This window comes from Candidatus Poribacteria bacterium (assembly GCA_026706025.1).
GTDB lineage: Bacteria > Poribacteria > WGA-4E > WGA-4E > WGA-3G > WGA-3G.
The window spans coordinates 52,195-64,296 of record JAPOZO010000005.1; the positions used below are offsets into that span (position 1 = coordinate 52,195).

The window sequence follows — 12,102 nt, forward strand, 5'->3', positions numbered from 1 at the left end:
AAAGCCTACCTTCCTCATTCTAAACCTAACAGGTCTGCCAATTCATTAAAATCACCAGCGATAAGGTCAGAAGGGTGTGCTGCTACCTCTCGGAGGTTGTCAGGCCCGTATTCCAAAGGGCGCGGTACGAGTGCTGTTTGAAAACCGACAGCTTGCGCCGCTCGGAGATCACCGGGATGTGCTGCGACCATCATAACTTCACTCGGAGACAGACCGAGCAGGTCGGCAGCGGTCTGGTAAACCTCTGGATCCGGTTTGTAATGTCCCGTTAATTCAGCAGATAAAATACAATCCCACGGCAGTCCTGCGAATTTCGCCATGTTCGTCAATAACGCGACGTTACCGTTAGACAGTGTTGCGACGATATAGCGTTTGCGTAACCGTTCCAACCCGTCAATAGCATCGGACCACGGCTTGAGACGATGCCAGACCCGATTCAGATGATCTTTATCGGCTTCACTCAAGTCAATGATTTTGAATTCGGCAAGCAGACTGTCCAAGATAAGCCGATGCAGTGCGTCAATGTTCTGCCAAGGTAATTCGCCGCGCCGAACTTTATCCATTGCGGGCCCGTATCCGGCACGCCACTTCAAGGCGAATTGCGCCCAATCAATATCAATGCCGTGGGTATCGCCAAATTTTTCACCTTCGGCAACGATTGAACCGTACCAATCTACAACCGTCCCGAAGACATCAAAAGTGAGGGCTTTGACTTCGGAATGCGCGTTTTGCATTATTTTATTCCCTTCTGATTCGCCTTCATCTGAAACTTGCTACAACATGAACTGTTTTCTCCTAACCTAAGTCATATCATACACCAACTTGCCCCTATTGTCTATTGAATTGTTGAACCTACTTTCTTAAATCAAGATACTTTTGGACCCATTCATCAGAAAGCGCATCCGCTTGCTTCTTCAACTTAGACAAAAGTCTATAGAAACGGGTAACGCAAACCTTAAGGTGCACTTTGATGTAATTTGCCTTCACACAATTTTATCCGCATCTTTTGTTGCGAAAATCCAGTAAAAAAGCACTCTGACGCGGGTTGTACGCCAGAGTGCAGAACGATTGATTGTTATCCGAAGTCGAAGGACTTCAACATTATAAGTTTGCTCTATACGGAGCTAAAAATTTCCGGAGTTGCTGAATTGCTGCGTTTTTACGTGAAGCAACAGTACCAATTGGACATTCGAGGATCGTCGCGACCTCCTGATACGACAATCCTTGAACTTCTGTCAAGCGGAACACCACTTGATGTTCCTTCGACAACTTAGCGATTGCAGTCTGAATTGCCTCGTAAGTCTCTTTAGCGATCAGCAGGGCATCCGGAGAACAACGGGTATCTGCCATAGCAACAGCAATTGGGGGAGAGTATTCATCATCGTCTCCATAATGTGTATCCAATGATTCAACCTGAGGGGTCCTCTGCTCTTTCGCCAACTGTTTTAAACAGACATTCTTGGCGATATGATAGAGAAATGTTCTGAATTTGGCAATGGGCCGGTACGATGGAACGCAACGCCATAACCGTAAGAATGTTTCCTGACAGAGGTCTTCCGCAAGTGTTCGGTTCTTGACAAACCGATAGATAAAGTTTAAAGTGTTTGTATAATGTCGCTCGGTTAAAATTCGGAATGCGTCTCTGTTTCCATCCTTCACAGAGAGCATCAACTGCTCGTCAGTGTGTATCATGCTTGTCTCCTCAAACGAGGAGCGTCTCAAGCGAAGGCGCGTAACCCTCCTTCCATTCCCGCATAGTGGAGGATGCCTGCTTGTTCGCTCCTTGGTCTGTGCCTTCTCCATAATCGAGTCGTAGTCCAACAACGGTGCACGTCGGCATTATTAGATGCCCGTGCCTTTCTCGAGGTGCGCTCTCCTAAAGCGCAATCCCTATTACTACCTCTATTACCGCTATTCCATACACTCTTGCCAACCGTCCACGTACGAGACGGTGCCGTTGTTAAACACAAAACACTTTGATACATTCTATAACCCTCCTAATAGGTTAGTCATCAGACAGGGGTGATATTTGCACCCCTTTTTTGATCTATAAAAAAAGATTGTCAATAGTTTAACCCATAGACTTCAAAACAATTCATTTAAAATTAAAAAAAATTACATTTTTATTTTTCGTCCCAATTTTCCGAGGCGTGCGAAACATTTTTTTACGTCCGAACCGGTTGAAATGGTTCCAGTGACAGTGAAGGTCGCCCGGTTGTTAGCAGTTCAGCGATGAGTTGCCCCGTGATCGGTGCGAGGAGAATACCATTTTTGAAATGTCCAGATGCCAAGACAACATTGTCATATCCGGGTAGATAGCCGAGCAGGGGACCGTTTTTGGCATAAGGACGTAAACCTGCCCACGTTTGCACAAAAGTGCTGTGTGCGAGTTGAGGAGCGATGGCAATGCCCGCGTCAATCATCTGCTTTGCTCCATCTACCGTCGCGGTTTTGTCATAGCCGACGTATTCGACAGTTGCCCCGAGTAGAATTTTGCCATCCGCCCTCGGCACGATATAGATACCCAGTCCATCAACAATATGTCGAAAAGGTGGCGGCATTGCTTCAATGAGAACAATTTGTCCCTTCGCGGGTCCAATCTGTATTGGCACATCAAGCTGAGCCGTTAGTGCCCCCGCCCAGCACCCAGCGGCAATCACGAAGGTATTCGCGTATACAGTTTCACCGTTTACAACGACCCCAATGAGGCGTTTCCCCTCATACTCACTGTCTCGGATAAAGTTCGTAACAGGGTTGCCGAGTAGGAACTGCGCACCGAGTTGCGCAGCAGCTTTTGCGAGTGCAATCACCATTTTGGGGTTGCGCACCTGGGCATCCTCAGGAAACAGAACTGCCCCAGCGATAGATTTTGAGAGTGCTGGCTCTAACTGCCACGCCCCTGCAGGGGTCAAGATTTCCGCTGAAAAGCCGCGTTTTACGCGCCGATCTGCAAGACCTATTAACCCTGCAGCCTCAACCTCGTTAAAAAATACCGACAGCGTGCCAGACTGAATAAACTCAATATCAATCTGGGTTTCCGCACGAAGTTCTTCCGCCAACGTCGGATAGAGTGCGAGACTCGCTCGGCAGAGCGTCGGATACGGTTCATGCGTTGTGGCATGTGAGGTTAAAATCCCTGCACCTGCCCACGAGGCTTCTGTACCGACAGCGGTTGCTTTGTCAATCAATAGCGGTTTTATGTCTCGCTTGGCAAGATTGTAAGCAATGGCACATCCGATAATACCCCCACCGATAATGATGACATCTGCATGATTTCGGTTCAAGTTTTCCTCCGCCTTATCAGAAATCGCAACGACTACAAGTTACAGATAGTTTAGCATAGAATCGGTCGTTTGTCAATCTGGCTTGAGGCATTCAGCCATCAGTAAGTGTAGCGAAAAAATCTTACACGGAAAATCGAAACTATACGAGAACTGAAGGGTTCTGGTTTATACACATTTTTGGATGCACTTTACTGAGGTGCAAAGATAAAAACATATCCAAAAACCGGTATTCAGGAGATCATTTTGTGGATTGTCGCTTGAATTCTCAACGGGTTTCGTGTATAATTTTTAGAGAAATAGTGCAAAGTGAACTATTTTTAACTCATAAGAAAGGTTTAAGTAAATGATCCTTGGAAAAGTTACTGGGACAATCGTCGCGACGCAGAAAGATGAAAAACTCATCGGAAGCAAACTGATGGTTGTCCAAGATGTGGATCTGAATGGAGAAGTAGACCGAAAATATACAGTCGCTGTGGATGCGGTTGGCGCGGGTATCGGCGAGATTGTCCTCGTCGCAACGGGGAGTTCTGCTCGACAGACCCAAGTTACATCAAACAAACCGATCGATGCCGTGATTATGGCGATTGTTGATACCGTAGAAGTCGCCGGAAAAGTTCGGTATCATAAGTAGGAACGGGATCGGGGTTACACACGCGCATCTATAAGGAAAAAAATAATGGAACGTGAACACGTCCGCGCTGAAGTGCTTCGCCAACGCGATGAACTCGCACCGGAAGTCCGTGCCGCGTTCAGCCGACAGATTGTCGATTCGGTTATGTCTTGGATACAAAATGAGGGTTTCGATGCCGTGATGCTCTATCTCAACATGCGGAGCGAGGTCGAAACGGACAGTCTCCTTGAAAGGTTGCTCCACTCAGGAACACATGTCTGCGCACCTGTTGTAGATACGGACGAAAACCGACTCATACCGCGGCGAATTCAGAAAGGAAAAACAGCGTTGGTACGGCATCGCTACGGTATGTTAGAACCGAACACAGCATGCCCACTTGTTCCCATAACCGAGCTTCAACTCATTATCGTTCCCGGTATCGCTTTTGATTGTAAAGGGTATCGCCTCGGATACGGTAAAGGTTTCTACGACCGATTTCTTGCAGCGTGTTCACACACTATCCCGATTGGACTGGCATACCAGATACAAGTCGTAGAAGATACGTTCCCGCAAGTATGGGATGTACCAGTTAAACACATTTTTACAGAGACCAATAGGATAGACAGTCATGAATAAAGCGTTGGACGCGGCACGGGGACCACGTCCAAGAAAAGAGTAGCTCACTTGGCATCAACAAAGGGTCTCAACTTTTCCAGCGTCTTTACCCCGATCCCCTTGACGTTCTGAATAGCATCTACACTGTCAAAATCGCCGTGTTGCGTCCGGTAATCCACAATCCGTTGTGCTGTCGCCTCGCCAATGTTGGGGAGGGTTTGAAGTTCCTCAGTTGAAGCAGTATTGATGTTAAGAAGTGCCGGTTTGTTTAGGGTCGACTTTGCCCGATTTTGTGGATGTTCGTCGTTCGGAACAGCGATCAGGTCCGGTTTTCCAAGGAACACCACTGGTGCGAATCGCCGCAACCCCCAGAAACCTGCCCCCGCTAAAATCAGTATCACGAGGAAAGTAACTGCCCGCCAATAATGGCGTTCCACTGCATTTTCCACGTTATTCATCTCTATTTTCCTCAAGAGACAGCACCTGGTTTGCAGGCACGGATTTAATCAGTTGCTTTACGCCACTTTGCCACTGAATCTCAATGCTGTCCACCTGTTTGTAATCTCCAATACCGAAATGGAGCGTGAGATCACGTTGTGAGAGATAGCCGTCGCCACTCCTCACTTCACGCGTCTGTGTGAGTTCCCCTATTTTTATTTTAACGCGCGCACCAATCGCATCTATAGAACCCTGCGTTGCAACCAATCGGATTTGCAAATAGTTTTTTCGGTTACCACCATCGTTGCGCAAGAGACGAGGGGTAGCGTTTGAATTCGTCACCACGATATCAAGGTCGCCATCCGAATCGTAATCAGCAAAGGTAGCACCGCGGCTTACGTCCTCTAACTTCATGCCGGGCCCGAGGGTTTCTGAGACTTCGGTAAAGGTGCCGTTATAGTTGTTGCGGAAAAGCAAATTGCGCTGTTCGTAAGTGCCTTGCTGTCCGAGTTCGGCGAGATTCTCGTGAAGATGTCCATTGGCGACGAAGAGGTCTTGGTAGCCGTCGTTGTCGTAATCAATAAAGGCGGTTGCCCATCCGAGGTAAGGATAGGTAAGCTGCGCAGTCTTTGTTGTGGCTGTTGCGTCTGTAAAGAAGCCGTCAGCATCGTTATGGTAGAGGGTGTTGGTCTGTTGCGCATAGTTGGTGACGGTGAGATCAAACCATCCGTCGTTGTTCCAATCGCCAAAGGCAGTACCCATACCGTTTTCGGCGGCACCGTTCTCGCTGAGTGCCACGCCAATCATGAAACCGACCTCCTCAAAAGTGCCATCACTATTATTATGATAAAAGAGGTTTTCCGTAGAATCGTTCGCGACGTAAATGTCCAATGCCCCATCATTATTATAGTCACCCCAGACAACGCCTAATCCTTTGCCGGTCGTATTGTAAATGCCTGCGGATTTCGTGGCATCGGTAAATGTTCCGTCCCCGTTGTTGCGAAACAGCGTATCCGATTGGGCGGGGAAGTTATCAGGTTCACAGTAAGCGCGGATGCCTTTCTCTTTAAGTCCGCACCACGGATTTTCATCAATGTCAAAGACGATGTAGTTGACGACGTAGAGATCGAGGTTGCCATCGCGGTCGTAGTCAGCAAAGGCACAACTGGAACTCCAACGAGGCTCCGTCACGCCAGCAACTTCGGCAACATCCGTAAAAGTACCATCGCCGTTATTGCGGTAGAGTCGATTGGTGCCGTAGTTTGTGACGTAAAGATCTAATTGACCGTCGTTATTGTAATCGCCGACTGCACATCCGTGTCCGTAGCCGGTATCTCCAACGCCGGACTCTTCTGTGACATCCGTGAACGTACCATCACCGTTATTGCGGTAGAGGCAATTGGTAGGAATATCGTCAGCGACGTAACCGGGGAGCGGTGCGCCGTTAACGAAGTACAAATCGGGGTCGCCATCAGCGTCGTAATCAAAAAAAGCGGCACCGGAACCGAGCGTCTCCATAAAATATTTCTGTCCACTCCGACCATCAGTGTGTTGCCAATGGATACCGGCTTCCTGCGTCACATCAACGAATTGGATACCTGTGTCCGCGTTTGCTGGCGGCACGCTGGCACCCCACAAAATGACGATTAGAAAGCGTATAAAAATATCTATAGGGGTATTTCGTCTTTTCATTCCTGAATTTCTGTTAATGTCTGTTGAAAAGCCTTGTTTTCAGGCTCCATTTCGATAGCGGTTTGGATTGCTTTCAACGCCTTGTCGCGCGCCCCTATCTGGAAATGCGCTAAAGCGAGTGTCTGTAGATATTGTGGTGCGGGTGATAAACGGAACGCTTTTTCGGCATAAGCGACGGCATCTTGTAACTGGATTTTTTGCAGGGTATACAGTCGGGCTAACCCGTTGAGTGCGTAGTGCGCATTGGCATCGAGTTTTAAGGCTGCCTGAAATGCCGAAATCGCCTCAGTAATTTTCCCATATTTCGCGTAAACAAGCCCGAGTCGGTAGTGCTGGACCGGGTTGCTTGGTTCCATAAGGGTTGCGCGTTCACGGGTATCAATCTCTTGCGCGATTTCATTGAGGCGATGGTAAGCATCCATGGCGCGTTTTCCCTCTTCCCGCTTCTTGAGCCGGAACAGTGCCTGTGCGAGATTATAGTACGCCCCGACATGATCGCGTTTTTGTGCGATAACGCGTTGGTATTCCGCAGCGGCGCGCTGAAACTCCCGTTTTTTTGTCAGGACTAAGCCGAGTCGATAACGTGCTGCAGTGAACTGCGGATTCTGGCGGATAGCCGCCTCTAAAAGCGGAAGTGCCTTATCCAATTCACCCTGTTCTTGGTAGATCGCCCCCAAATTACCGTTCGCCATCGGGAGGTTCGGTGCAACGGCTAAAGCAGCCTTATAATAGTGGATCGCCTGCCCGTCGTCTTCAACTGCTTCATAACAGGAAGCGAGGTTCGTCATCGCGGCGGCAAGATTCGGAGAGCGTTTTAGACTTTCGAGGTATGCCTCTATCGCCTCTGGAAACCGTTCAGCTTGTTGATATGCGGATGCGATACCGAGTCGGACCTGGAGGGATTCTGGGGACTTTTGTACAAGGTTCTGATAAACGCGGATAGCGTCGTCAAGGCGCTTGGTTTTCGTGTAGAGTGCAGCGAGGTTCGCTTCAGCCTGTATGAGATCAGGGTTCATAGTTAGGGCGAGCGTGAGTGCCTTTTCAGATGCAGGAAAGTTTCTGTGTTGGAGGTAAATTGTGCCTAAGGCAGCGTGTGCTTCGGCATAATCTGGTTGCAATGTAACCGCACGCCGAAGATTTTGAATTGCCTGCTGATATCTTCCTTGACGCACCGCTTGCATACCGCGAGCATAGAGTTCTTGGGGTGTTTGCGCGACAGCATCCGATACAACACTAACCAGAACGACACAGAAAAAAACGGCGAATGATAATCCCTTTGGGAACATAACTGTTTATCCTCCACCGTTTATTTTAGCCTGAAACAACACTTGAAATCAAGCGTTTTTTCTCGTCATCAAGCAAGTTGATAACTACCTGTATATCTCGCTCAATTGTAGTGTTCAGCACTCAGTAAATTGTAAGGTTTAGATTGACAATGATCAGGAGATTCAATCAAAATACTCATCCTCATTAAACTTCGTCCATGATTCAAATATGGGAAAGGGTCGCGGGAGATTGGCGTTGTTGATATTCAATCTAAACCTTATTTTCTCGCTATCAAAAAGGTTCTGGATCGATATTGAGATGCCGGTAGTTTCAATGCAATTGTCGCACTGTGTCGGGAGTATTTGTTGGGAACGGGGTGCCTCAAAATAAATCCTGTATTCCGAACCCGCCTTCTCAATACGATAATCGTCCGATAATATCTCCCACTCGTTAAGCGCATACATACCTTCAGCATACTGTGCCCAGAGACTGACACCATTAAAGAAATCAAGGATAACGCCTTTTCTCTTATCGGCATCTTTAGAAGGGTCAAATTGGCGGAATGAACGATCATCCAATTCCGCTTTTATCCGTTGTTCTTCCTCGCTACTGACGGGTTGTAATGGATTGTCGGCGCACGAAGAAAGGATCAGACAAGTGAACATAAAAATAAAAGGCAGGAAGTGTGTTTTTGTGTTGGTTTTGAAGGTGTTGTGTTGACGCATCTGTATGTCCTCCATCTTTTTTTGTTGCGTAAATTTTAACGTTAATCGAATAGGTTTGTCAAAATGAATGTTAAGAGCAATTGAAAAATCTGGATTGTACTTGATATGGAAGCCCACCTCTGCTAAAATACGCAGTGAATTCACATTGGGAGAAAAATGTTATGCAGGAAATTGTGGTAGATTCAGCGCGGTTACACGACTTTGCTCGGACGCTTTGCGAAAGGGCAGGGCTGCGCTTGGAAGATGCGGAAACGATGGCGAGACATCAAGTACAGACCGATTTGCGGGGTGTGCATTCACACGGCACACGCGCTTTGCCGGGTTATCTCAACCTTGTGCTTGATGGCAAGATGAATCCGAAACCCGAACTCCACATTGCGACAGAGGGACCGAGTTTCGCTGTGGTTGACGGAGATAACGGCATGGGGCACCTGGCAAGCACGCGCGCTATGGAGACAGCAATAGCGAAAGCAGAGACCACCGGCATCGCCGCGGCAGGGGTACGCAATGCCGGGCATTTCGGTGCGGCTGCATGCTATTCAATTATGGCGGCATCAAACCAGATGATCGGGTTCTCGACAACAAATACAGGTGGTGCCTCTATTGTAGCACCCGGTGGTGCGGAGGCAGTAGTCGCTAACAACGCGATGAGTTACGCGCTGCCTACTGGGAATGGGCATCCGATTGTTTTGGATATGGCGTGCGGCGTTTCCGCATGGGGGAAGATCGGTACACTTCGGATGTATGGCAAACCGATTCCAGAAGGATGGCTCATAGACGACACCGGACAACCCACCAGCGACCCGGATAAAGGGCGGTTTTTAGCACCCGCAGCGGGACCCCGCGGTTACGGTTTGGCACTCATCATGGGCATTCTCGCCGGCCCGCTGAGCGGTGGCTTGATGGCGTGTAATAAATCGGGGGATCCATCTGAACACTTCTTTTTCGCGTTGAACATTTCGAGTTTCACAGATTACGACGGTTACGTTGAAGAAATTCAGCAAGGTATTGGCAAAATACACGCCTCGAAAACGGCAGAAGATGTGGAACAAGCCTACCTCCCCGGTGAAATCGAGTGGAATAACTACGACAATTATCTTGAAAATGGTATTCCGATCCATGTAGATCACTTACAAGGTCTTGCTGGCATCGCTGAGAAACTGGATGTCCCTATCTGTTGGGAATGGTAAAAGAAACAGAAGAAAATAAGGGGTAAATATGGCAGATACTAATGAACGTGTAGCGGGTGGTACGCTTCCCGATTGGGATGTTGCAGAACTGCCCGAACCACCGAAATATCAATTTGGGAAAGCGTTCCGAAGCATCTTAGGTCCCGGTATTATTGCGTTAGGGGGTTCAATCGGGAGCGGTGAATGGTTGTTGGGACCCGCAATTACTGCACAATACGGAGGGAGTCTACTCTGGATCGCGACAATCGCTATCTTGCTTCAGGTAGTCCTGAATACAGAGGCGATCCGCTATACACTTTATACAGGCGAACCGATGTTAAGTGGCTACATGCGCTGCAAACCGGGCGCGCCATTTTGGGCATCTTTCTATTCGGGTATTAATTTTTTTGGGATTTGGCCGGGTTGGGCGATGACCGCTGCGACAGCACTCGCTGCGGCGTGGATCGGTTATATGCCGCAAGATGCTGATAGTGGAACGGTGCGTCTATTCGCATATCTTATTTTTTTCGCGTGCTTAGGGATCGTGCTGTTTGGCGGAAAGATTTACAACGCCCTTGAGAAAGTGCAGCTTTTCATGGTCATCTGGATTATCAGCTACCTTGTTGTTATTGACCTATTTATGGTACCACCAAAAGTGTGGTGGACAACAATCAAAGGCTTCTTTAGTTTCGGATCGCTCCCTACACCAGGACCAGATGGACAGGTCAATTGGCTGTTGCTGGGTGCTTTTGCTGCTTACGCGGGAAGCGGAGGCTTAGGCAACGTCACAATCACCAACTACGTCCGCGATAAAGGGTGGGGTATGAGCAGCCTCGTCGGTGCGATCCCATCCATGATCGGTGGACAGAATGTAACGCTCTCACACTGGGGCAAGGTGTTTCGCATCTCGCCGGAAAACCTCAAACGGTTCAAGGAGTGGTGGAAATATGTCCGATTTGAGCAGTACGGTATCTGGCTCATTGGATGTTTTATCGGAATCGCGCTGCCAGCGATGCTCACGATAGCGTTTGTACCGTCCGGACAGGAGATGGATCAGTGGTCGGCAGCAGGCTTCCAAGCGGAAGGACTCGCTGAAAAAGGCGGTAGAGTGATGTGGTATCTTACACTGCTGTGTGGTTTCTGGGTGCTGTTCTCAACACAACTCGGCGGCGTAGACGGTGTGCCTCGCACTTACACAGATATTATATGGACAGGATTGAAGCGTGCGCGAAACCTCGGTGAACACAACGCAAAATGGATCTATTATCCGATCCTCGGTGTCTATATCCTGTGGGGTGTTATCGCAATGTATCTCGCGAAGCCGTTCTTTATGATCTTGGTATCGGCAACGATCGGCGGGTATCTCTTGGTGATTACGGCGTTACATACGCTTTACGTCAACAGGAAATTCTTACCAAAGGAAATACAACCCCCGATGTGGAAACAGGTTGGGTTGGTGTTGTGCGCAGGATACTATTCGATTTTTGGGACGATTACTGTCTATCAAAAGGTGATTGTGCCTTATGTTTTCCCGATTTTTGGATAGCAAGAAATCGGGGTTACAAACCCCTCCTACAAAGAATGGTAAGCCGCAATAATTGCCTCCACAAGGCTCTCTATTGTGGCTTTCTTTGCAATCACATTAACCTGTATACCCTGTTTGATCGCTGCTTTCTGCGTCTCTGGACCGATGACTGCGATTTGCACATCCGCCAATAAAGTCTCAGGCGTATGCTTGGGAAACATCTCCAAGAAATTGTTGACTGTGGAGGAACTGGTGAATGTGACGAGGTCAATCCTGCCGTCCAAGAGATCCATTTCAATTTCATCTCGCTTTTTCGCGCCATCGCTTGCGACCTTGACGGTATCGTAGAGCGGAACATCGTTAACATGTGCCCCTCTGTCGCGTAAACCCTTCGGGAGATCGGTTGTAGCGATTTTTGCACGCGGTAGAAGGATTTTCTTCCCGCTGATGTCTTCTATTTCAGCGGCAATGGCACTCCCACGGGAGTGCATCGGAACAAAGTCAGGCTGAATACCGATGTCGTTGAGTGCCTCAACCGTTTTCGGACCAACTGCACAGATTTCAATGCCACCGAACGCTCGTACATCCTTCCCATTTTCCCGCAAGCGTTCATAGAAAATCTCAACAGCATTGACACTCGTAAAGATAACCCAATCATATTTGTCAAGCGAGGGCATGTCCACTCGCTCAAGAGGCTGGATTTTTATAGTAGGAAACTGGATAACCTTTGCCCCGTTCGCTTCCAAGCGGTCAGCGAATTCACTTGCTTGTGCGCGGG

13 protein-coding genes are annotated in these 12,102 nt (G+C 48.4%); 4 read left to right on the plus strand and 9 right to left on the minus strand.

Annotated features, from left to right (window positions below; all coding sequences use genetic code 11):
- Nucleotides 1-14: 14 nt before the first annotated feature.
- The 4 genes from OXH00_01155 to thiO form a co-directional block, all read right to left on the minus strand.
- Nucleotides 15-734, minus strand: a complete 720-nt coding sequence (locus OXH00_01155) for a haloacid dehalogenase type II (protein MCY3739606.1) — start codon at nucleotides 732-734, stop codon at nucleotides 15-17.
- 367 nt (nucleotides 735-1,101) lie between these two features.
- Nucleotides 1,102-1,692, minus strand: a complete 591-nt coding sequence (locus OXH00_01160) for a sigma-70 family RNA polymerase sigma factor (GenBank protein MCY3739607.1) — start codon at nucleotides 1,690-1,692, stop codon at nucleotides 1,102-1,104.
- Between the two features lie 10 nt (nucleotides 1,693-1,702).
- Nucleotides 1,703-1,840, minus strand: coding sequence for a hypothetical protein (locus OXH00_01165; protein ID MCY3739608.1), 138 nt, complete (start codon nucleotides 1,838-1,840; stop codon nucleotides 1,703-1,705).
- Between the two features lie 325 nt (nucleotides 1,841-2,165).
- Complete coding sequence (gene thiO / locus OXH00_01170) at nucleotides 2,166-3,284, minus strand: glycine oxidase ThiO (protein ID MCY3739609.1); 1,119 nt, start codon at nucleotides 3,282-3,284, stop codon at nucleotides 2,166-2,168.
- 343 nt (nucleotides 3,285-3,627) lie between these two features.
- Here thiO and OXH00_01175 point away from each other — a divergent pair, with 343 nt between their 5' ends.
- Both OXH00_01175 and OXH00_01180 read left to right on the plus strand, forming a co-directional pair.
- On the plus strand, nucleotides 3,628-3,915 hold the full coding sequence (locus OXH00_01175; protein MCY3739610.1) for a EutN/CcmL family microcompartment protein: 288 nt from the start codon (nucleotides 3,628-3,630) through the stop codon (nucleotides 3,913-3,915).
- Nucleotides 3,916-3,960: 45 nt separating this feature from the next.
- Entirely contained in the window at nucleotides 3,961-4,530 is a 570-nt protein-coding gene (locus OXH00_01180; protein ID MCY3739611.1) for a 5-formyltetrahydrofolate cyclo-ligase, read from the plus strand.
- Between the two features lie 44 nt (nucleotides 4,531-4,574).
- Here OXH00_01180 and OXH00_01185 read toward each other — a convergent pair whose 3' ends face one another.
- The 4 genes from OXH00_01185 to OXH00_01200 all read right to left on the minus strand — a co-directional run bounded on the left by OXH00_01185 (nucleotide 4,575) and on the right by OXH00_01200 (nucleotide 8,630).
- Nucleotides 4,575-4,967 carry a ComEA family DNA-binding protein gene (locus OXH00_01185; protein MCY3739612.1) on the minus strand — a complete coding sequence of 131 codons (393 nt, stop codon included), beginning with the start codon at nucleotides 4,965-4,967 and terminating at the stop codon, nucleotides 4,575-4,577.
- Nucleotides 4,960-6,639, minus strand: coding sequence for a CRTAC1 family protein (locus OXH00_01190; GenBank protein MCY3739613.1), 1,680 nt, complete (start codon nucleotides 6,637-6,639; stop codon nucleotides 4,960-4,962). Before OXH00_01190 ends, OXH00_01185 begins: the two co-directional genes overlap by 8 nt.
- A complete protein-coding gene (locus tag OXH00_01195; protein MCY3739614.1) occupies nucleotides 6,636-7,925 on the minus strand; it encodes a tetratricopeptide repeat protein in 1,290 nt (429 codons plus the stop codon). The genes OXH00_01190 and OXH00_01195 overlap by 4 nt, the downstream gene beginning before the upstream one ends.
- 162 nt (nucleotides 7,926-8,087) lie before the next feature.
- Nucleotides 8,088-8,630 (minus strand): hypothetical protein, encoded by a 543-nt coding sequence (locus tag OXH00_01200; protein ID MCY3739615.1) that lies wholly within the window; start codon nucleotides 8,628-8,630, stop codon nucleotides 8,088-8,090.
- Nucleotides 8,631-8,791: 161 nt separating this feature from the next.
- Between OXH00_01200 and OXH00_01205 the strand changes: the two genes are divergently transcribed.
- Together OXH00_01205 and OXH00_01210 are read left to right on the plus strand one after the other, a co-directional pair.
- Entirely contained in the window at nucleotides 8,792-9,820 is a 1,029-nt protein-coding gene (locus OXH00_01205) for an Ldh family oxidoreductase (GenBank protein ID MCY3739616.1), read from the plus strand.
- A gap of 28 nt (nucleotides 9,821-9,848) precedes the next feature.
- Entirely contained in the window at nucleotides 9,849-11,345 is a 1,497-nt protein-coding gene (locus OXH00_01210) for an Nramp family divalent metal transporter (GenBank protein ID MCY3739617.1), read from the plus strand.
- A gap of 26 nt (nucleotides 11,346-11,371) precedes the next feature.
- Here OXH00_01210 and OXH00_01215 read toward each other — a convergent pair.
- A partial coding sequence (locus tag OXH00_01215) for a uroporphyrinogen-III synthase (GenBank protein MCY3739618.1) occupies nucleotides 11,372-12,102 on the minus strand: 731 nt, incomplete at its 5' end.